The organism is Metallococcus carri (genome assembly GCF_011440275.1).
Lineage (GTDB): Bacteria > Actinomycetota > Actinomycetes > Actinomycetales > Dermatophilaceae > Metallococcus > Metallococcus carri.
On record NZ_JAAOIV010000011.1, the window covers coordinates 36,210 to 56,512 of the forward strand.

The 20,303-nt window shown below is 68.4% G+C and carries 16 protein-coding genes and 1 pseudogene; 12 read left to right on the forward strand and 5 right to left on the reverse strand.

Annotated features, from left to right (window positions below):
- Positions 1-4: 4 nt before the first annotated feature.
- Both G9U51_RS14080 and G9U51_RS14085 read right to left on the reverse strand, forming a co-directional pair.
- Positions 5-703, reverse strand: coding sequence for a potassium channel family protein (locus G9U51_RS14080; RefSeq protein ID WP_166197620.1), 699 nt, complete (start codon positions 701-703; stop codon positions 5-7).
- A gap of 24 nt (positions 704-727) precedes the next feature.
- Positions 728-1,393, reverse strand: coding sequence for a potassium channel family protein (locus G9U51_RS14085; protein ID WP_166197622.1), 666 nt, complete (start codon positions 1,391-1,393; stop codon positions 728-730).
- A gap of 116 nt (positions 1,394-1,509) precedes the next feature.
- On the opposite strand from G9U51_RS14085, the pseudogene G9U51_RS14090 reads away from it, so the two are divergent.
- The 11 genes and pseudogenes from G9U51_RS14090 to G9U51_RS14140 all read left to right on the forward strand — a co-directional run bounded on the left by G9U51_RS14090 (position 1,510) and on the right by G9U51_RS14140 (position 16,485).
- Positions 1,510-3,468 (forward strand): annotated as a pseudogene (locus G9U51_RS14090) (APC family permease).
- Positions 3,465-4,718 carry a class I SAM-dependent RNA methyltransferase gene (locus G9U51_RS14095; protein ID WP_166197624.1) on the forward strand — a complete coding sequence of 418 codons (1,254 nt, stop codon included), beginning with the start codon at positions 3,465-3,467 and terminating at the stop codon, positions 4,716-4,718. The pseudogene G9U51_RS14090 and the gene G9U51_RS14095 overlap by 4 nt, the downstream one beginning before the upstream one ends.
- Before the next feature lie 107 nt (positions 4,719-4,825).
- The gene (acnA, locus tag G9U51_RS14100) at positions 4,826-7,489 is read left to right on the forward strand and encodes an aconitate hydratase AcnA (protein ID WP_166197626.1); all 2,664 of its coding nucleotides are present in this window, start codon (positions 4,826-4,828) and stop codon (positions 7,487-7,489) included.
- Positions 7,490-7,683: 194 nt separating this feature from the next.
- Positions 7,684-8,400, forward strand: coding sequence for a DUF5808 domain-containing protein (locus tag G9U51_RS14105; RefSeq protein WP_166197628.1), 717 nt, complete (start codon positions 7,684-7,686; stop codon positions 8,398-8,400).
- Positions 8,401-8,524: 124 nt separating this feature from the next.
- Positions 8,525-9,334, forward strand: a complete 810-nt coding sequence (locus G9U51_RS14110; protein WP_166197630.1) for an ABC transporter ATP-binding protein — start codon at positions 8,525-8,527, stop codon at positions 9,332-9,334.
- Positions 9,331-10,164: an ABC transporter ATP-binding protein gene (locus tag G9U51_RS14115; RefSeq protein WP_171715573.1), complete on the forward strand. Its 834-nt coding sequence runs from the start codon at positions 9,331-9,333 to the stop codon at positions 10,162-10,164. The genes G9U51_RS14110 and G9U51_RS14115 overlap by 4 nt, the downstream gene beginning before the upstream one ends.
- Positions 10,161-11,042, forward strand: a complete 882-nt coding sequence (locus tag G9U51_RS14120) for a branched-chain amino acid ABC transporter permease (protein WP_166197635.1) — start codon at positions 10,161-10,163, stop codon at positions 11,040-11,042. The genes G9U51_RS14115 and G9U51_RS14120 overlap by 4 nt, the downstream gene beginning before the upstream one ends.
- Positions 11,035-12,156 carry a branched-chain amino acid ABC transporter permease gene (locus tag G9U51_RS14125; protein ID WP_166197637.1) on the forward strand — a complete coding sequence of 374 codons (1,122 nt, stop codon included), beginning with the start codon at positions 11,035-11,037 and terminating at the stop codon, positions 12,154-12,156. The genes G9U51_RS14120 and G9U51_RS14125 overlap by 8 nt, the downstream gene beginning before the upstream one ends.
- Positions 12,157-12,215: 59 nt before the next feature.
- A complete protein-coding gene (locus tag G9U51_RS14130; protein ID WP_207948335.1) occupies positions 12,216-13,502 on the forward strand; it encodes an ABC transporter substrate-binding protein in 1,287 nt (428 codons plus the stop codon).
- 120 nt (positions 13,503-13,622) lie between these two features.
- Positions 13,623-15,497: a 1-deoxy-D-xylulose-5-phosphate synthase gene (dxs, locus tag G9U51_RS14135; protein ID WP_166197639.1), complete on the forward strand. Its 1,875-nt coding sequence runs from the start codon at positions 13,623-13,625 to the stop codon at positions 15,495-15,497.
- Positions 15,498-15,501: 4 nt separating this feature from the next.
- A complete protein-coding gene (locus G9U51_RS14140) occupies positions 15,502-16,485 on the forward strand; it encodes an aminoglycoside phosphotransferase family protein (RefSeq protein WP_235946154.1) in 984 nt (327 codons plus the stop codon).
- Positions 16,486-16,674: 189 nt separating this feature from the next.
- Here G9U51_RS14140 and G9U51_RS14145 read toward each other — a convergent pair whose 3' ends face one another.
- The gene (locus G9U51_RS14145) at positions 16,675-17,214 is read right to left on the reverse strand and encodes a maleylpyruvate isomerase N-terminal domain-containing protein (protein ID WP_166197641.1); all 540 of its coding nucleotides are present in this window, start codon (positions 17,212-17,214) and stop codon (positions 16,675-16,677) included.
- A gap of 88 nt (positions 17,215-17,302) precedes the next feature.
- On the opposite strand from G9U51_RS14145, the gene G9U51_RS14150 reads away from it, so the two are divergent.
- On the forward strand, positions 17,303-17,938 hold the full coding sequence (locus G9U51_RS14150) for a LysE family translocator (protein ID WP_166197643.1): 636 nt from the start codon (positions 17,303-17,305) through the stop codon (positions 17,936-17,938).
- A 21-nt stretch (positions 17,939-17,959) separates the two neighbouring features.
- Here G9U51_RS14150 and G9U51_RS14155 read toward each other — a convergent pair whose 3' ends face one another.
- On the reverse strand, positions 17,960-18,730 hold the full coding sequence (locus G9U51_RS14155) for a glycerophosphodiester phosphodiesterase (RefSeq protein WP_166197645.1): 771 nt from the start codon (positions 18,728-18,730) through the stop codon (positions 17,960-17,962).
- Positions 18,731-18,737: 7 nt separating this feature from the next.
- Positions 18,738-20,270, reverse strand: a complete 1,533-nt coding sequence (locus tag G9U51_RS14160; protein WP_166197647.1) for a helix-turn-helix domain-containing protein — start codon at positions 20,268-20,270, stop codon at positions 18,738-18,740.
- Between the last annotated feature and the right edge of the window lie 33 nt (positions 20,271-20,303).

The window sequence follows — 20,303 nt, forward strand, 5'->3', positions numbered from 1 at the left end:
GGCGCTAGCCGACCTCGCCGCTCACCGTGCGCACCTCGTCGGCACCCTTACCGGTGAAGACCGCGCCGAGTTCGGCCTCGGCCTCGGGCGTGGTGAGGAAGAGCAGTTCGTCGAAGGCCTCGATGGCGTCCTCGGCGCTCGGGGCGATCGGGGTCTCGTCGCGGATAATCCCGACCAGCACGGTGTCGGGCGGCAGCTGGATCGAGCCGACCGCGCTGCCGACGACCGGACCGTCGGCCGGCACGGTGATCTCGACCATCGTCGCCTTGCCCTGCTGGAACTGGAAGAGGCGCACTAGGTCGCCGACGCTCACCGCCTCCTCGACCAGCGCGGTCATGATCCGCGGGGTCGACACGGCGACGTCGACCCCCCAGGACTCATCGAACATCCACTCGTTCTTGGGATTGCTCACCCGCGCGACCGTGCGGCCGACGCCGAATTCGGTCTTGGCGAGCAGCGAGACCACCAGGTTGACCTTGTCGTCACCGGTGGCGGCGACCACCACGTCGCTGTCCTCGAGGCCTGCTTCGTGCAGGCTGGAGGTCTCGCAGGCGTCAGCGAGCAGCCAACTGGCCTCCGGCACCGAGCGCGAGCGAGCCTCCTCGGCATATTTGTCGATGAACAGCACCTCGTGGCCGTTGTGCAGCAACTCCCGGCCGATGGACTTGCCGACGCTGCCGGCCCCGACGATGACGACACGCATGACCTGCGAACTCCCTTGTGCGGCTTAGAAATCGGCGGGCCGAGGCGAGACGAGCACCTGCTCGATCTCACTCATCCGCTCGGTGGGCACCAGGAAGTGCAACAGGTCGCCCTCCTGGAAGACGGTCTCCTTGGTGGGCAGGATGCCCTCGCCGAGCCGGGTGACATAGGCGACCCGGATGCCGGTCTCGTGCTCGAGCTTGGCGAGCGGCGTGCCGACCCAGCTCAGGTGCGGCGGGATCTCGGTGAGCGTGACCTTGCCGGAGGCGTCGGTGTGCAGCGGCACCGCGCCGGCCGGCACCAGCCGGCGCAACACCTGGTCGGCGGTCCAGCGCACGGTCGCGACCGTGGGGATGCCGAGGCGCTGGTAGATCTCGGCGCGGCCCGGGTCGTAGATGCGCGCGACGACATGCTCGACGTCGAAGGTCTCGCGCGCCACCCGGGCGGCGAGGATGTTGGAGTTGTCTCCGCTGCTCACCGCGGCGAAGGCGTAGGCCCGCTCGATGCCGGCCTGCACGAGGGTGTCGCGGTCGAATCCGACCCCGGTCACCCGTTGCCCTTCGAAGCCGGTGCCGAGCCGCCGGAAGGCCGATTCGTCCCGGTCGATGACCGCCACCTCGTGGCCCTGCTGCTGCAGGGTGAGCGCGAGGGTGGAGCCGACGCGGCCGCAGCCCATGATCACGTAGTGCACGAAGGCGACGCTACCGGAGGCGGCAGTTCGCAACCGGGGCACACCGCCGCTTACACTCGCTGGTCGTGTCAGCAGCCACGGGTAGAGCGCTGAAGCGCGTCTTCGTCGGCCGCGCCATGCGCAGCGACCGGCTCGCCGAAACATTGCTGCCCAAGCGGCTCGCCCTGCCGATCTTCGCCAGCGACGCTCTCTCGTCGGTCGCCTACGCGCCGGACGAGATCCTCATCACCCTCGGTATGGCGGGGGGCGCGTTCGCGGCCACCCATTCGTGGCAGATCACTGCCGCTGTGGTCTTCGTGATGGCTGTGGTCGTGGCGTCATACCGGCAGAACGTGCACGCCTATCCGTCCGGCGGCGGCGACTACGAGGTGGCGACGGTCAACCTCGGGCCGAAGGCCGGGCTGACGGTCGCTTCGGCGCTGCTCGTCGACTACACGCTGACGGTCGCGGTGTCGGTGTCCTCGGGCATCCAGAACGCCGCGTCCTCGATGCAGTTCCTGCACGGGCACGAGGTGGAGGCCGCGATCGTGGTCGTGGTGCTGCTCACCGCGATGAACCTGCGAGGGGTGCGCGAGTCCGGCTCGTTCTTCGCGGTCCCGGTCTATCTGTTCATGCTCGGGGTGATCGCGCTCGCCGTGGTCGGTGTCTACCGCAAGCTCGCGGGTGACCTGCCGATGGCCGAGAGCGCGAAATACACCCTCGCCCCGCAACCGGAGATGGACACCCTCGGCCAGCTGGCGATGCTCTTCCTGCTGCTGCGGGCCTTCTCCAGCGGGTGTGCGGCGCTCACCGGTGTCGAGGCGATCTCCAATGGCGTGCCGGCCTTCCGCAAGCCCAAGTCCAAGAACGCCGCGACGACGCTGCTGATGATGGGCCTGATCTCGGTGACGATGCTGATCTCGATCGTCACCCTCGCCCGGTGGACCGGCATCCGCATGCAGGACCCGGACAAGCCCGGCCACCTGCTGCTGAACGGCGTGCCGGTGGTCAACTACCAAGAGGACACCGTCCTCGGCCAGCTGTCCAAGGCGGTCTTCGCCGGCTTCACCCCGGGCATGATCTACATCTCGATCGTGACCGGCATCATCCTGGTGCTCGCGGCCAACACCGCTTTCAACGGTTTCCCGGTGCTCGCCTCGATCCTCGCCCGCGACGGCTAGGTGCCGCGACAGCTGCACAACCGCGGCGACCGCCTGGCGTTCTCCAACGGCATCCTGATCCTCGCCGGCGTCGCGGTGCTGCTGATCGTGATGTATGACGCCGAGCCCACCCGGCTGATCCAGCTCTACATCGTCGGTGTGTTCGTCTCGTTCACCACCAGCCAGATCGGCATGATCCGGCACTGGAACCGGCTGCTGCCCGCCGAGACCGACACCCGCGCGCGCCGGCGGATGCAGCGCTCGCGGGCGATCAACGCCGTCGGCGCGGTGATGTCCGGCACCGTGCTCGCGGTCGTGCTGCTCACCAAGTTCACCCACGGCGCGGGCTACGCGGTCGGGGCGATGGTGGTGCTCTACCTGATCATGCTCGGCATCCAGCGGCATTACCGGCACGTCAAGGCCGAGCTCGACGTCGACGACGAGGACTTCCAGCAGTTGCTGCCCTCGCGGGTGCACGCGATCGTGCTGGTGTCCAAGCTGCACAAGCCGACGATGCGGGCGCTCGCCTATGCCCGGGCCACCCGGCCCTCCATCCTGGAAGCGTTGACGGTCGACATCGACCACGACGACACCGAGGCCCTGCGCGCGGAGTGGGACCGTCGCGGCATACCGGTCACGCTGAAGTCGGTCGCCTCGCCCTACCGCGAGATCACCCGGCCGGTGCTGCAATACGTCAAGTCGATCCGGCGGGACAGCCCGCGCGATGTCATCGTCATCTACGTGCCGGAGTATGTCGTCGGGCGCTGGTGGGAGCACATCCTGCACAACCAGTCGGCGCTGCGGCTGAAGACCGCGTTGCACTTCATGCCGGGCGTCATGGTCGCCAGCGTGCCGTGGCAGCTGCGGTCGTCCGAGGGCATGCAGCCGTGGGCGCAGCCGCCCTCGCCCCGCCGCCCGACCGGCCTGGGCCGATGAGCGGCCGCGGTCGCGACCGGTGCCGGCCCAGGTCGCGCACCCAGCAGGGCCGCTCGCTCAAGGGCGAACGCCTCACCCTCGAGGTCGGCGAGGTCGCGCACGGCGGCCACTGCGTCGCCCGGCACGAGGGCCGCGTGGTGTTCGTGCGGCACGCGCTGCCCGGCGAGCAGGTCGTCGCGCTGGTCACCGACGGCTCCGAGGGCTCCCGCTTCCTGCGCGCCGACGCGATCGAGGTGCTGACCGCCTCACCACACCGGGTCCAGCCCCCATGCCCGTATGCCGGACCCGGACGCTGCGGCGGCTGCGATTGGCAGCACGCGACCCCGGCATACGGCAGGGCGCTGAAGACGCATGTCGTGCAGGAGCAGCTGCGCCGGCTGGCCGGCCTCGACTGGGACGGTGAGGTCGAGGCGCTGCCGAGCGAGACCGACGACGGATTGCGTTGGCGCACAAGGCTGGAGCTCACCACAGGTGCTCGCGGCCGGCTCGGTTTGCGAAAGCACCGCTCGCACGATGTCGTCACCATCGAGGACTGCCTGATCGCGGTCCCGCAGGTCACCGCCACCGGCGTGCTCGCCGAATCGATGGCCTCCGGTGTCACCGGCGCCGATGTCGCGGTCGCCTCCGACGGCTCGGTGACCGTGGTCGAACTGCCCGACACCGAGCCCGCCCCGATCACCGAGGTGGTGCGCGAGCGGGCCTTCACCGTCGATGCCCGGGGCTTCTGGCAGGTGCACCCAAGTGCCGCACCCACCTTCGTCGACGTCGTGCTGGCGGGGCTCGACCCGCAGCCGGGCGAACGTGCCCTCGATCTCTACTGCGGCGTCGGGCTGTTCGCGGCCTTCCTCGCCGACGCGGTGGGGGAGCGCGGCCGGGTGATCGGCGTCGAGGGCGACGCCACCGCGGTCGAGCACGCCCGCGCGAACCTCGCCGGTCTGCCGCAGGCCGAGGTCTTCGGTGGCGATGTCGCCGCGGTGCTCGCGGAGGAGTCCTTCAGCGCCGACCTGGTCGTGCTCGACCCGCCGCGCGCCGGTGCCGGTCGCGAGGTCATCGCCGCGATCGCCGCCGCCGCGCCCCGCGCCATCGCGTATGTCGCCTGCGATCCCGCCGCGCTCGCCCGCGACCTGGCGTATGCCGCCGAGCACGGCTACTGGGTGCGTTCGCTGCGCGCCTTCGACGCCTTCCCGATGACCCAGCACATCGAGTGCATCGCGATCCTGCAGCCCGGGCCCGCCGGACCACACGATTAGGTGAACCTGACCGCCATACCGGATCGTCGTGTGGTTAGATTTATCTTGACATCAAGATAAACGGCGGCGGGCCGCCATCGCCCGTGAAACGTGACGAAGGAGTCGGCGTGAGCCCCAGCACCAATAGTTTCGACGCCAAGGACACCCTCCAGGTCGGGGACCAGTCCTACGAGATCTACCGGATCGACAAGGTCGAGGGCAGTGCGAACCTGCCGTTCAGCCTCAAGGTGCTGCTGGAGAACCTGCTGCGCACCGAGGACGGCGCGAATATCACCAAGGACCACATCAACGCGCTCGGTCAGTGGGACGAGAACGCCGAGCCGGACACCGAGATCCAGTTCACGCCGGCCCGCGTGATCATGCAGGACTTCACCGGTGTGCCGTGCGTGGTCGACCTGGCCACCATGCGTGAGGCGGTCGCCGACCTCGGCGGTGACGCCAAGAAGATCAACCCGCTCGCGCCCGCCGAGATGGTCATCGACCACTCGGTGATCATCGACGTCTTCGGCCGGCCGGACGCCTTCGAGAAGAACGTCGAGATCGAATACGGCCGCAACAAGGAGCGCTACCAGTTCCTGCGCTGGGGCCAGACGGCCTTCGACGACTTCAAGGTCGTCCCGCCGGGCACCGGCATCGTGCACCAGGTCAACATCGAGCACCTGGCCCGCACCGTGATGGTCCGCGACGGCGTCGCCTATCCCGACTCCTGCGTCGGCACCGACAGCCACACCACGATGGTCAACGGTCTCGGCGTGCTCGGCTGGGGCGTCGGCGGCATCGAGGCCGAGGCCGCCATGCTCGGCCAGCCGGTGTCGATGCTCATCCCGCGCGTCGTCGGCTTCAAGCTCACCGGCGAGATCCCGGCCGGCGCGACCGCGACCGATGTCGTGCTCACCATCACCCAGATGCTGCGCCAGCACGGCGTAGTCGGCAAGTTCGTGGAGTTCTACGGCGACGGTGTCGCCTCGGTGCCGCTGGCCAACCGCGCCACGATCGGCAACATGAGCCCCGAGTTCGGCTCCACCTGTGCGATCTTCCCGATCGACGAGGTGACCCTGGACTACCTGCGCCTTACCGGCCGCAGCGACGAGCAGGTCGCCCTGGTCGAGGCCTACACCAAGGCGCAGGGCCTGTGGCATGACGCCAGCAACGAGCCGCGTTACTCCGAGTACATCGAGCTGGACCTGTCCACCGTCGTGCCCTCGATCGCCGGTCCGAAGCGTCCCCAGGACCGCATCGTGGTGTCGGAGGCCAAGGAGCAGTTCAAGCTCGACATCAAGAACTACGGCGTCGACGGCGACCTGCGCAGTGCGACGGTCAGCAAGGACGGCCAGGACTTCGAGCTCAAGGACGGCGCGGTCGTGATCGCCTCGATCACCTCCTGCACCAACACCTCCAACCCCTCGGTGATGATGGGCGCGGCGCTGCTCGCCAAGAACGCCGTCGACAAGGGCTTGGCGGTGCCCCCGTGGGTGAAGACCTCGATGGCGCCCGGCTCGCAGGTCGTCACCGGCTACTACGACAAGGCGGGTTTGTGGCCCTACCTGGAGAAGCTCGGCTTCTACCTCGTCGGTTATGGCTGCACCACCTGCATCGGCAACTCCGGCCCGCTCGAGGACGAGATCTCCAAGGCCATCAACGACAACGACCTGTCGGTGGTCTCGGTGCTCTCGGGCAACCGCAACTTCGAAGGCCGCATCAACCCCGACGTGAAGATGAACTACCTGGCCTCGCCGCCACTGGTGATCGCCTACGCGCTCGCCGGGACGATGAACTTCGACTTCGACACCGACCCGCTCGGCAAGGACACCGCCGGCAATGACGTCTTCCTCAAGGACATCTGGCCGGCCCCGGACGAGATCGAGGCGACGATCGCCTCGGCCATCAGCAAGGACCTGTTCGTCAAGGACTATGCCGATGTCTTCGCCGGCGACGAGCGCTGGCGCTCGCTGCCCACGCCGGAGGGCGACACCTTCGAGTGGGACGGCGAGTCGACCTACGTGCGCAAGCCGCCGTACTTCGACGGTATGGCGAAGGAACCCGCGCCCGTCGAGGACATCACCGGGGCCCGGGTGCTCGCCAAGCTGGGCGACTCGGTGACCACCGACCACATCAGCCCGGCCGGCTCGATCAAGGCCGACAGCCCCGCGGGCCGCTACCTCACCGAGCACGGGGTGGAGCGCAAGGACTTCAACTCCTACGGCTCGCGCCGCGGCAACCACGAGGTGATGGTGCGCGGCACCTTCGCCAACATCCGGCTGAAGAACCAGCTGCTGGATGGCGTCGAGGGCGGCTTCACCCGCGACTTCACCCAGGGCGGTGAGCAGGCGGCGATCTACGACGCGGCCGAGAACTACGCCAAGCAGGGCACCCCGCTGGTGGTCCTCGGTGGCAAGGAGTACGGCTCGGGTTCCTCGCGTGACTGGGCGGCCAAGGGCACCCGGCTGCTCGGGGTGAAGGCCGTGATCACCGAGTCCTTCGAGCGGATCCACCGCTCCAACCTGATCGGCATGGGCGTGCTGCCGCTGCAGTTCCCCAAGGGCGAGACCGCCGACAGCCTCGGGCTGGACGGCACCGAGACCTTCGACATCACCGGGGTCACGGCGCTCAACGAGGGCTCGACGCCCAAGACGGTCAAGGTCACCGCCACCAAGGAGGACGGCTCGACCGTGGAGTTCGACGCGGTCGTGCGCATCGACACCCCGGGTGAGGCCGACTACTTCCGCAACGATGGCATCCTGCAGTACGTGCTGCGCTCGCTGGTGAAGTAACCGCCACGCGCTCCACGACGACGCTCCCTGCCTGAGCGGCCGGGGGCGTCGTCATTTCTACACCCGTAGTAGAGCCTTCCGGCTGTTATAGCGTCCGCCGGGAAAGCAGTAGGTTGAGGTGCAGCGGCAGTCCGTGGTCGCCATACATGGCGGAATCGACTGTGCCGCAACGGGATTCACGGCAGGGGGTTGACATGGCGCGGCGACGCGGGGTCACAGTCCCGCGGCTGGCGATCGGCCTGTTCCTGGCGAGCCTGATCGGCCCGGTCGTGGCGCTGGTGGTGGCGTGGCTGCGCTGGGAGGATCTGCCCCAGCGGGTGCCGACGCATTTCACCGGCGCCGGACAGCCGGACGGCTGGACCGACAAGGGCCCGGGTGTCGTGCTGATCCTGCTGTTGCCCGTGGCGCTCGGCATGGTCATGGTCGGCGCCTGCGCGCTCGTCTGGCGCACGCCGCAGCGGGGTGCCGCCGGGAGCGCGGAGGTGCGGCGGCTCACCGTCACCGGGCTCGCCGGTCTCAATCTGGCGCTCGCGCTGCTCATCTCCGCGACCAATGTCGTGATCCTGCTCGGTGCCGACCCGACCGCGCTCACCGTCTGCCTGGTTGCCACGGTCGTGAGTGTCGTCCTCGGCGCCTTGGCGTTGATCATCGTGGTGTCGTCCAGCCAGGCGCGGGCCGTCGAATCGCAACGAACGACCACGGATGGGTCCGACGACGACCGGTTGTGGAAGGCCGGGATGTTCTACGTCAACGCCGACGATCCGGCGCTGATGGTGCCCAAGCGGGTCGGCATCGGCTCGACGATCAACTTCGGTCATCCGGCCGGCCGGCTGATCGGGGTGGCGCTCGTGGTGCTGCTTCTGAGCACCATCGCCGTGCCGCTGGTGGGCGTGATCCTCGGAAACGGTTGAATCATCACGAATTGATCACGACCGGCTTCGCATCCGACAGTTACCGGTGAGTCGCCAGCACAGTATGCGCCACGTCGTGTGATGGGGGTCACATCGGCTTTGGTCCGCCCGCACGAGGAGTCGCATGCTCACCGTCGAACAATTGTCGGCGCGTTATGGCCGTTCGGTCAGTGCCCTGAGGGATGTCAGCCTGACCGTGCCCGAGGGCTCGGTCGTCGCAGTCCTCGGCAGCAATGGCGCCGGCAAGTCCACGCTGCTGCGCGCCATCTCCGGCACGCTCGGCCTGCACGGTGGCTCGATCACCGCGGGGCAGATCGCCTGGAAGGGCCAGCGGCTCGACCGGTTGAAGCCGGCCAGCATCGTGCGGCACCGCGTGCTGCAGGTGCCCGAGGGCCGGCAGATCTTCGGGCGGATGAGCGTGGAGGAGAACCTGCGCGCCGGCGGCCTGGTCGCACCGGCCAGCGCCCGCGCCGAGGCGATGGAGCGGGTGCACACCCTCTTTCCGATCCTGAAGGAGCGAGCCGGCCAGCCGGCCGGCCTGCTCTCCGGTGGTGAGCAGCAGATGCTCGCCATCGGCCGGGCGCTGATGTCCGCACCGGAGATCCTGCTGCTCGACGAGCCCTCGCTCGGCCTCGCGCCGCAGATGGTCGCGCGGATCGGCAGCATCGTGCGCGACATCAACGCCACCGGCACCGCGGTGCTGCTCGTCGAGCAGAACGCCACCATGGCGCTGCGGGTCGCCGACCTCGCGGTGGTGCTCGAGGTCGGGGAGTTGGCCCTGCAGGGTGACGCCGCCGAGCTCGCCGCCTCCGACGAGGTGCAGCGCCTCTACCTCGGTGGTCACGCCGAGTCCGAGCGACAGGCCGAGGAGGAGACCACCGCCGCGAGGCGAGGGGCTCGGGCACGTCGACCGCTCGGAGTGTGGACGCCGTGACCGCGACGCCCGCTGCCGCCTCGCCGCCCGCCGCCACCCGCAACGTCAAACCCCTGCAGATCGAAGACATCAGCGTCCGCTTCGGCGGCATCCTCGCGCTCGACAGCGTGTCCTTCACCGTCGCGCCCGGCACCATCCACGCGCTGATCGGGCCCAATGGTGCCGGGAAGTCGACCTGCTTCAACGCCATCACCCGCATCTACCCCCTGGCGTCCGGGCGAATCCTGTTGGGGGACAACGACCTTGCCAGCGTTCCCGGTCACCGGATCGCCTCGCTGGGCGTCGGTCGCGCCTTCCAGAACCTCGCGCTCGTCGACTCCGCGACGGTGATCGACAACGTCATGCTCGGTCGCTATTCGCTCACCAAGGGCGGCTTCTTGTCGTATGCCGTCCGCGCGCCCTGGACGATGAAATCCGAGCGCCGGCACGCCGACCGGGCGGCCGAGATTTGCGACTTCCTCGGGGTCGGGCAGCACCTGCACCGCCCGGCCGGGATGCTGTCCTATGGCGACCAGAAGCGCGTCGATATTGCGCGGGCGCTGGCCGTCGAACCGACGATCCTGCTGCTGGACGAACCGGCCGCGGGCATGAACGCCAGTGAGACCGCCGAGATGTCCGAGCTGATCCGCGACATCCGCGATGAGCTTGGCATCTCGATCCTGCTGGTCGAGCACGACATGGGCCTGGTGATGGGCATCGCCGACCGGGTGACGGTGCTGGACTTCGGCCGACGCCTCGCCGATGACGTGCCGGCCGCGGTGCAAAAGGACCCCGAGGTGATCCGCGCCTACCTCGGCTCGGACGACGACGAGAGGCAGGAGACACCGTGAGCACCTTCCTGCAGGTGATCGTCAACGGCCTGGGGCAGGGGGCGGTCTTCGCGCTGCTCGCCCTCGGTTTCGTGATCATCTACAAAGCGACCGAGACCATCAACTTCGCGCACGGTTCGCTCGTCCTCATCGGCGGCTATGTCGCCTTCGCGGTCAAGCCGCATCTCGGGTGGCTGGTCGCCGCGCTGGTCGGCGTGCTGGTCGCGGCGATCGCCGGCCTGTTGATCGAGCGGGTGCTGCTCGCCCACTCGCGCAACGCCTCTCCGGACAGCCTCGCCATCCTCACCATCGGCGTCGACGTCATCATCCTCACCGAGGTCACCCGCCGGCTCGGCACCGCCGCCGCGCCCTTCCTCGGCGACCCCTACGACAACAAGGCGATGCAGCTGCTCGGTCTCACCGTGTCGCGCACCTATGTGGTCGCCCTGGTCGTGGCCGCCATACTGATCGGGCTGTTCTTCCTCGCCTTCCGCTACACCAGCTGGGGCCTGGAGATGCGGGCGCAGTCGGAAAACCGCGAGGCTTCGGCGCTCATGGGCATCCGCAGCTGGCGGGTGACGGCGAGCGCCTGGGCGGTCGGTGGTGCTCTGGCCGGCATCGCCGTGCTCTTCCTCGCCACCAACGACATCGGCGGCGGCTCCGGCTTGCTGTCGAGCCACACGGTCGCCTTCGCCGCCTTCCCCGCCGCGATCATCGGCGGGCTCACCTCGCCCGGCGGTTCGGTGGTCGGCGGCCTCGTGGTGGGTCTGGCCAACGCCATCGCGGCGCAATACGTCAGCCTCGACTTCGCCAATGTCGCGGTCTACCTGGTGATGCTCGTCGTGCTGCTCGCCAGGCCGGCCGGACTCTTCGGGAAGGTGGAACAGCTCCGTGTCTGAGACCGTTGCCGCACCGATCACGGCGCGCCCTGCAGGGGCGCGAAAGACGTTGCTGCTCAAGACGATTGGCGCACTCGCGCTCGGAGTCGTCGTCTTCCTCCTCCCGCTCTACCTGTCCTCGCAGTACCTCCTGGTGCTGATGTGGGTTTTCACCGGCGCGGTGGGCGCGATGGGCTTGACGATGCTGATCGGGCAGGCCGGGCAACTCTCGCTCGCGCATTCCTTCTTCGTGCTCGTCGGCGGTGTGTCGTATGCCGTCTACGCCAGCCCGGGCGACAAGGACACCATCGGCTTCGGGCTGCCCACCCTGCTCGCGCTCGTGCTCGCCGTGGTCACCACCGGGCTGGTCGGTGCCCTCTTCGCGCCGATCTCGGGCCGACTGCGCGGCATCTACCTGGGGGTGGCCTCCCTCAGCCTGGTGTTCCTCGGCTTCTGGCTGGCCAACCAGCTCCCGTCGATCGCCGGCAGCGCCTCGAGCGGGCGCTACGCCCCGTCGCTGAAGCTGCCCGGCTTCGACTTCGGTGAGCAGAACCCCTCGCTCTACGTCCTCAACGTCGAGATCGGGTCGGCCGAGCGGTCGTTCTGGCTGTTCGCGGCGCTCACCGCCCTGGCCTATGTTGCCGGCCGCGGCGCGCTCAGCGGCCGGGTCGGCCGTGGCTGGCGCGCCGTTCGGGACAACGAGGCGATGGCCACGGTCATGGGCGTCTCGGTGGTGCGCCAGAAGGCGACCGCCTTCGCCGTCTCCAGCGCGTATGCCGGGCTGGCCGGCGTGATGGTCGTGTGGTGGTACTCCGGGCTGATGAAGCCGGACGAGGCGGTGGACTTCGGCACCTATGGCACCACGGTGGCGATCTCCTATCTGGCGATGTGCGTCATCGGCGGCCTCGGCAGCCTGGGTGGTTCGATCCTCGGCGCGGCGATCGTCTTCGGCCTGCCGCAACTACTGCCGTTGCTCAACGGTTCCACCTCGGCGGGCAGCCTGAGCGGCACCGCCTTCACCCCAGTGGTGATCACCAATCTCATCTTCGGTGCCTTGATCGTGCTGATCATCATGTTCGAGCCTCGGGGTTTCGCCGGGCTCGGGCAGCGGATCGTGCGGCTCGTGCGCAGATGAGTTCCCCCACGGACCACGGCCGGGCGCCCCTCCCGGTCGGCAGTGAAAGGAAGACCCCGATGCGTTCTAGCAGGATGGCGAAGACCGCGGCCACCGCGGCCGTGGCCGTGACGATGGCTCTCACCGGCTGCAGCACCAAGGCCAACAACGGCGGATCCAATGGCGGGTCCGGCGCGGGCGGCGGCAACGGTGGCGTCAAGACCGACGTCGGCGTGACCGACAAGGAGATCACCCTCGGTGCGCTCACCGACCTGTCCGGCGTGTTCAAGGTGCTCGGCCTCGGCATCACCCAGGGCAACCAGATGTGGGCCGATGACGTGAACAAGCAGGGTGGCATCTGCGGCCGGCAGATCAAGATCATCACCAGCGACTCCGGCTACAGCGCGGAGAAGGCGGTGCCGCTCTACAACCAGATGAAGACCAAAGAGCTCGGCATGATCCAGCTGCTGGGGTCCCCGATCCTGGCAGCGCTGAAGAAGTCCATGGTGGCCGACAAGATGGCCGCGATCCCGTCCTCGTGGGCCTCGAGCAACCTGGACGTGCCCAATGTGGTGATGGTCGGCGCGACCTATGACATCGAGTCGATCAACGGTCTGAGCCGCCTGCAGAAGGCGGGCAAGATCAAGGACGGCGACACCATTGGCCACATCTACATCGATTCCGAATACGGCAAGAACGGCGCGCTCGGCTCGAAGTACTACGCCTCCAAGCACAAGATGAAGCTGGTCGAGGCGACGGTCACCTCGACCCAGAGCGATCTCACCTCGGCGGTGACCAAGCTCAAGGGCGCCGGCGTCAAGGCGATCCTGCTCACCACCACCCCGGCGCAGACCGCATCGGCGCTCGGCACCGCCAAGGCGCAGGGGATGACGGTGCCGATCTACGGCAGCGGTCCGACCTACACCCCGCAGTTGCTGTCCAGCCCGGTCGCCGGCCTGCTCACCAGTGGGCAGTACACCACCGACGCGCTGCAGGTGCCGTTCAACTCCGACCTGCCCAAGGCCAAGGAGATCGCGGCGCAGTTCACCAAGGAGCACCCGGACCAGACGCCGACCTACGGCCCGATGCAGGGTTACGCCTTCGGTCTGGTGTGGGGCGCGATCCTCAAGCAGGCCTGCTCCGACGGTGACCTGACCCGGGCCGGCGTGCTCAAGGCGGTGCGCAAGACCACGGTCGACACCCAGGGGCTGACCCCGCCGCTGGACTTCACCAAGCCGGGCCAGCCCTCGACCCGGTCGATGTTCGTCTACCAGCCGGCGAAGGTGCCCGGCGGCCTGAAGATGATCGGCACCGGTCCGGAGACCTCGGACGACGCGGCGGCATACAAGACGCCCTTCCAGAAGTAACGATCGGCGCATCCCGCCCTGACCGGCATCGAGCCGATGCCGGTCAGGGCGACCGGCCCGGTGACCGGTGTCCAGCATTTAGACTCGGACGAGTTGTCATCGAAAAGGAAGTCGACCTCCGTGGGACTGCTTGCAAGAATCGCCGGCCCGAGCGACGTCAAGAAGGTGCCGGTCGAGGATCTGGACGCGCTGGCGCAGGAGATCCGGGAGTTCCTCGTGCAAGCGGTCTCCAAGACCGGGGGACACCTGGGGCCTAACCTCGGGGTCGTCGAACTCACCATCGCGATGCACCGGGTCTTCAACTCCCCGCACGACACGCTGGTCTTCGACACCGGCCACCAGTCCTATGTGCACAAGCTGCTCACCGGCCGGCAGGACTTCAGCAAGCTGAAGAAGCAGGGCGGCCTGTCCGGCTACCCGAGCCGCGCGGAGTCCAAGCACGATGTGGTCGAGTCCAGCCACGCCTCGGTGTCGCTGTCCTGGGCCCACGGCATCGCCAAGGCGCGTCGCGTGGCGGGGGAGAACGACCGGCATACCGTCGCGGTGATCGGTGACGGCGCACTCACCGGCGGGATGGCCTGGGAGGCCCTCAACAACATCGCGGTCGACAAGGACCTGCCGCTGGTCATCGTCGTCAACGACAACGAGCGGTCCTACGCACCGACGATCGGCGGGCTGGCCGAGCACCTGGCGGTGCTGCGCACGACGCGGCAGTACGAGAAGGTCCTCGGCTGGGGCAAGTCGCGACTCAAGCAGACCCCGGTGGTGGGCAACGCGGCATACGGCACCTTGCACGGGGTGAAGAAGGGGATCAAGGACATCATCGCCCCGCAGGAGGGGATGTTCGAAGACCTCGGGCTGAAGTACCTCGGGCCGGTCGACGGGCACGACGAGCAGGCGGTCGAGCACGCGCTGCAGCGGGCTCGCGACTTCGGCGGCCCGTGCCTGGTGCACGTCATCACCGAGAAGGGCCGCGGCTACCAGCCGGCGCTGGACGATATCGCCGACCGGATGCACGGCATCGGCAAGATCAATCCCGAGACCGGGCTGCCCTTCGAGGTGTCCGGTCGCATCTGGACCGACGAATTCGCCGAGGAGATGGTCCGCCTCGGTGCCGAACGTCCCGACATCGTCGCGGTGACGGCGGCGATGCTGATCCCGGTCGGACTGGACAAATTCGCCGAGGCCTATCCCGACCGGGTCGTCGACGTGGGCATCGCCGAGCAGCATGCGGTCACCATGGCCTCCGGGATGTCGTATGCCGGGCTGCACCCGGTGGTCGCGGTCTACTCCACCTTCCTCAACCGGGCGTTCGACCAGTTGCTGATGGACTGCGCGCTGCACCAGCAGGGCGTGACCTTCGTGCTCGATCGCGCGGGCATCACCGGCTCGGACGGCCCGTCGCACAACGGCATGTGGGATATGGCGATCTGCTCGATCGTGCCCGGGCTGCGGCTCGCTGCCCCGCGCGATGGCGAGCAGGTGAAGGCACAGCTGCGCGAAGCGGTCGAGGTGGATGACGCGCCGACGGTGATCAGGTTCCCCAAGGGCGATGTCGGCGACCCGCTGCTCGCCGTGCGCCGCGAGGGCGCGGTCGACGTGCTGCGCGACAGCGACGACCCGGAGGTGCTGATCGTCGCGGTCGGTGCGATGGCGCCGCTGGCGCTCGACGCCGCCGACAAGATCGAGGCCCAGGGCCACTCGGTGATGGTCGTCGACCCCCGCTGGGTGCTGCCGGTGAGCCCCGACCTGGTGCATCTGGCTCGGCGGGCCCGCCACTGCGTCGTGGTCGAGGACAACCTGGTCGAGGGCGGCATCGGCTCCGCGGTGGTGCACGCCCTGCGCGAGGACGGCCAGTTCCAGCCGGTGCATTGTTTTGGCGTGCCGAAGACCTTCCCGGAGCACGCCTCGCGCTCGCAGGTGCTCGAGCAAATCGGCCTCACCGCGGATGTCGTGAGCACCGAGGTGTCGCGTCGGCTCGGGCCCATTGCCTGACCCGTTGACCCTGGAGGCACTGCCGGGATCGGCTTTCGCTGGCCCGGCGAGCGAGGTGTGGTCGAGCGACGCCTGGCGCTGGGAGGCGGTGCGCTGGATGGATCAGGCGCTCGCGTCCCGCGGCGTGACCCGGGTGCCGACCACACCCTTGCAGCCGCGGGTGCGGCCGTGGTCGACCCAACTGGTGGCCGAGACCTCGCAGGGGCGGGTGTGGTGCAAGGCGTCGGTGCCGGAGGCCACCTCCGAGACCGCGGTCTACGACCTGCTCACCGATGTCGCGCCCGACCTGATGCCGCCGGTGTGGGCCGCGGACCCTGCTCGCGAGTGGTTGCTGGTGCCCGACCAGGGCACGACCTTGCGCGAGGTCGCGACCGCCGACACGATCGTCAGCCTGTTGTCGGGGATGCTGCGCCGTTATGCGCGGTTGCAGCGGGCGTCGATCAAGGTGACCGACGCACTGGTGGCGCGCGGGGTGCCTCTCCTCGCGCCGGCCGACCTGGTGGCCGCGTGGGATGAACTCGGCATACATCCGGAATGCCTGCCGGCGCTGCGCGCGGCGGCGGAACGGCTCGACGCCGTCGGACTGCCGCTCACGATTCAGCACGACGACCTGCACTCGGGGAATGTCTTCGCCGACGGGTCGAGCGCGGGCGGGCATGAGGCGCGGATCTTCGACTGGGGTGATGCGTATGTCGGCAACCCGTTGTGCTCCTTGCTGATCGCGCTGCGCGACCCCTCGAACAATTTCGACCTGCCCGACGACGCCGGCCGTGATGCCCGGCTGTTGCGGGCCTATCTGACCTGCTGGTCCGATGTCGCACCGACGGCGGAATTGCTGTCGGTGGTGCCGGATGCCTTGCTGCTCGCTCGGGTCGGACGGATCCTCGGCTGGCAGCGTGCGCTGTCGCGCAGCACGGCTGCGGAACGGGATCGGTGGCGTCCGTCGATCACGCACTGGATCGCCGAGGTCGTCGCGGAGTCCCGCTGACGCTCGCGGCGTTGTGTCCGCAGATGCGCGCGAGGGGTAGTGCGTTACTGCGGACGCTGTGACGCCGTGTGGATCGTGTGTCCGCAGATGCGCACGAGGGGTAGTGCGTTCCTGCGGACGCTGCGCACGGCGGGGCCGTTGTGTCCGCGTTTGGGCGCGAGCGGTGGTGCGTTGCTGCGGACGCTGTGGCTAGACCTGTCGACCGACGAAGGCCATCAACTGGTCGACCGGGTCGGTGCTGTCGGTGTGGGTGGCCGGACCGTACTGACCCGATTCGCGCAACACCGACTCGATCTCGCGCATCCCGGCCAGCATCTGGCGGGCGAAGTCCGGGTCGAGCTGCACCGTGATGCCTCCGGCGCGGGCGAGGTCCCAGGTGTGCATGAAGATGTCCGAGACGTAGATCCGGTCGATGACGTCGCCGAGCGGTTGGCCGGCGAACGGTCCGGTGCTGACCGGCTCGGCGCTGCGGGCGGGGTCGTCCAGCAAGGTCTGCACCTCGGCGGCGCGACCGGCCCACCGCTCGGCGGCCGTGTCGCCGGATGCGTCGGCCAGCGAGGTTGTGGACCAGGCGCTCACCAACGGCGGCAGCCAGCCGAGGAGGTGGTCGACGACATCCTTGGCTTTCCAGTCGGGCACGGGGGATTGCGCGTCCCAGTCGGTCGTCGCCTCGATCACCGAGGCGAAGGTGGCGGCGAACTGCTGGTGACGTTCCGCGGCGGCGGTCATGGGGCTCCTCGGGGCCAGGTGCACAAGTGATGCACTGGACGCTAGCTGAGGACGCTCAATCCGGCGATGACGCCGGTAGGTTGGCTGGGTGCCCGTTAACCCCGGCCTCGTCCTCGGATTCCTGGTGCTCTCGGCTCTTTTGTCGGCGATCCCTGGGCCGTCGGTGCTGCTGGAGACCAGCCGGGCCATCACCCGCGGGCGCCGGTCGGCGATGTGGATCGTGCTGGGCAACGCCCTCGGCGGAATGGCCCTGCTGGCACTGGTGCTCGCTGGGCTCGGAGCGATCGTCGCGACCTCGGCGAAGCTGTTCTTCGTCGTGAAGATCGCCGGCGCGTGTTATCTCTTGTGGCTGGGCATCCAGTCGATCAGATCGGCCCGCGGTGGCATCGACTTCGGACCGACGGAGTCGACGGTCGCGGTGGGAGCCCAGGCATCGGTCCGCCAGGGCGTCTTCGTCGGCGTCGCAAACCCCAAGAGCATCGTCTCGCTGATGGCGATCTTGCCGCAGTTCGTCGACCACCGAATCGCCCACCCGACGGTGCAGATGCTCATCATCGGGCTGGCCGGCGGAATCGCGCAGGTGCTGATCGAGACCGTGTGGGTGTTCGCTGCCGGATCGCTCCGCTCGTGGTTCCAGCGACGTCCGCAGCGGATCCAGCGTCTGCGAGCCGGCGGCGGACTAGCGATGATCGGGCTGGCCGGCAAGCTCGCCGTCGAGCGGTGAGCGAGCGGCATACGATCGAGATCACGCCCACTGATTGCGTTGCACGAGAACGTTTTTCAGCATATCGGCACGATCGGTGAGTATGCCGTCCACGCCGAGGTCGAGCAGGGCGTGCATCTCCGATGGCTCGTCGATGGTCCAGACATGCACCTGGGCGCTGGCCGCGTGTGCGGCCGAGATGGTGGCCCGCGTGACGATCGGGATGCGGGCGTGGCTCGGTGGCACCTGGATGCAGTCGACGCCCTGCAGCGTGGTCGCGGCGAGGTGGCCGAGGCGCGCCTGCGAGGCGAGCACGAAGGCCGCGATCTGCGTCTGCCCGGCCGACGTCGCGGCCGGTGCGGACAGCCGCCGCAACACCGTGCGCCGGGTCCGGTCGGAGAAGGACGCCACACAGACTCGCTCGTGCGCCCGGTGCCGCTCGATCGCGTCCACGAGCGGACCGATCGCGCTCGGGTGCTTGCAGTCGATGTTGATCCGCAGGTCCGGCCACTGCTCGAACAAATCGTCCAGCCGAGGTATGGCGGCCACACCACCGATCTTGGCCTCCCGCACGGTGGCCCACGGCAACTCCCGCAGGCGCCCCGTGCCATCGGTCACCCGGTCGAGGGTGTCGTCGTGGAAGGCGACGCAGACGCCGTCGGCGGTGGCGTGCACGTCAGTTTCGACATACCGATAACCGAGGTCGACTGCCGCCCCGAAGGCTTCCATCGAGTTCTCCAGGCCCGCGCGGGAGAACCCGCGGTGAGCCATCGCGATGACTCCCGGATGCTCGAAGAAGCCGGTGATCGCCATACCGGACTCAGATGTCGCGGAAGGTCTCGATCTTGGCGCCAATCGCGTTGAGGCGCGAAGCCAGTTCCTCGTAACCGCGGTTGATGACGTAGGTGTTGCGCAGCACCGACACACCTGGCGCGGCGAGCATGCCGAGCAGGATCACCACGCCCGGGCGCAGCGCCGGCGGGCACATCACCTCGGCCGGCCGCCAGCGGGTCGGGCCTTCGATGAGGACGCGGTGCGGGTCCATCAGCTGCACCTTGGCGCCGAGCGCGTTGAGGTCGATCAGGTAGATCGCCCGGTTGTCGTAGACCCAGTCGTGGATCGTCGTGCTGCCCTCGGCGATCGCGGCGATCACCGCGAAGAACGGCAGGTTGTCGATATTGAGGCCGGGGAAGGGCATCGGGTGGATCTTGTCCTTGGGCGCGTGCAGCGGGCCCGGCTTGGTGGTGAGGTCGACCAGGCGGGTGCGCCCGTTGCAGGAGGTGTACTCCGGGGTCATCTCGTAGGTGAAACCCATCAGCTCCAGCTGGGCGAGCTCCATCTCCATGAACTCGATCGGCACCCGGTTGATGGTGATCTCGGACTGGGTCACGATGGCGGCCGCGACCAGCGACATCGCCTCGATCGGGTCCTCGGAGGGGTGGTACTCGACGTCCTTGTTGATCTGCGGCACGCCCTTGACGGTCAGCGTGGTGGAGCCGATGCCCTCGATCTCGACGCCGAGCTCCTGCAGGAAGAAGCACAGGTCCTGGACCATGTAGTTGGGGCTGGCGTTGCGGATCGTGGTGGTGCCGTCGTAGCGGGCCGCGGCGAAGAGCGCGTTCTCGGTGACGGTGTCGCCGCGCTCGGTCAGCACGACCGCACGCGTCGGGCTCACTGAACGGTCGACGGTGGCGTGGTAGTAGCCGTGCGAGGCCACCACGTCCAGACCCCAGTTCTTCAGCGCCTGCAGGTGCGGCTCCACGGTGCGCTCGCCGAGGTCGCAGCCGCCGGCGTTGGGCAGCTTGAACTCATCGAACTCGTGCAGCAGCGGACCGAGGAACATCAAGATCGTGCGGGTGCGCCGGGCCGCGGCCTCGTCCATCGTGTCGAGCGTGACGTGCTCACCGGTCGGGGTGATTTCCAGATCGCTCGTGCCCGGCAGCCAGCGGGTCTTGACCCCGATGGAGTCGAGCACCTCGGTGATCCGGTTCACCTCCTCGATGCGCGCCAGGTTGCGCAAGGTCGTGCGCCCCTTGTTGAGCAGCGCGGCGCACAGGCACGCGACCGCCGCGTTCTTGGAAGTACGCACGTCGATCGCGCCGGAGAGCTTGCGCCCACCTTCGATGCGCAAGTTCGTCGGTGTCGCAGCTGCCACGGTGACCACCTCAGTGTCCAGGGCCTCGCCGATGCGGGCGAGGGTTTCCAACGTCAGGTTCTGTTTGCCTTGCTCGATGCGGGCGACAGCGCTCTGACTGGTGCGCAGCGAGGTCGCAAGCTCGGCTTGGGTCAGGTTCTTGTGGCGACGGGCGTCTCGGATCAGCACTCCGATCCGGGACAGGTAGTCGTCGCTCATGCCGAGAACGGTATCTCATATGTGAGATATGAC

Bases quoted from the DNA above. Each gene is read 5' to 3' on its own strand.
- G9U51_RS14080 (WP_166197620.1), bottom strand. From the start codon at position 703: ATGCGTGTCGTCATCGTCGGGGCCGGCAGCGTCGGCAAGTCCATCGGC.
- G9U51_RS14095 (WP_166197624.1), top strand. From the start codon at position 3,465: ATGAGCGGCCGCGGTCGCGACCGGTGCCGGCCCAGGTCGCGCACCCAG.
- G9U51_RS14105 (WP_166197628.1), top strand. From the start codon at position 7,684: ATGGCGCGGCGACGCGGGGTCACAGTCCCGCGGCTGGCGATCGGCCTG.
- G9U51_RS14110 (WP_166197630.1), top strand. From the start codon at position 8,525: ATGCTCACCGTCGAACAATTGTCGGCGCGTTATGGCCGTTCGGTCAGT.
- G9U51_RS14130 (WP_207948335.1), top strand. From the start codon at position 12,216: ATGCGTTCTAGCAGGATGGCGAAGACCGCGGCCACCGCGGCCGTGGCC.
- G9U51_RS14145 (WP_166197641.1), bottom strand. From the start codon at position 17,214: ATGACCGCCGCCGCGGAACGTCACCAGCAGTTCGCCGCCACCTTCGCC.
- G9U51_RS14155 (WP_166197645.1), bottom strand. From the start codon at position 18,730: ATGGCGATCACCGGCTTCTTCGAGCATCCGGGAGTCATCGCGATGGCT.
- G9U51_RS14160 (WP_166197647.1), bottom strand. From the start codon at position 20,270: ATGAGCGACGACTACCTGTCCCGGATCGGAGTGCTGATCCGAGACGCC.